Origin of the sequence: Microbacterium sp. GbtcB4, assembly GCF_019091465.1 — a bacterium.
Lineage (GTDB): Bacteria > Actinomycetota > Actinomycetes > Actinomycetales > Microbacteriaceae > Microbacterium > Microbacterium paraoxydans.
The window spans coordinates 1-229 of the sequence record NZ_JAGXJJ010000779.1; the positions used below are offsets into that span (position 1 = coordinate 1).

A 229-nucleotide genomic window follows, 5' to 3' on the forward strand; every position below is an offset into this window, starting at 1 on the left:
GAAGATCGCGGCCTTGATCCCGAAGGCGACCACGAGCATGAGGGGCAGGACGAGCTGCGTGTCCTGCGGGAGCTCCGACATCCGCTCGGCGATCTGGGCCATGTTGACCGTGCCGTGGGCGCCGTAGATCATCGCGATCGACGCGAGGAACAGGATCGACGACACGAGAGAGACGTCGATGTAGACGGCACCGGTGCGGATGCGGGACACGGTGCTGCACAGGGTGATG

General features: G+C 65.1%; 1 protein-coding gene. It reads right to left on the bottom strand.

The window, feature by feature from the left end; genetic code table 11:
• On the bottom strand, window positions 1-229 hold a 229-nt coding region (locus KVS71_RS19590; protein ID WP_302677836.1), incomplete at both ends, for a proton-conducting transporter membrane subunit.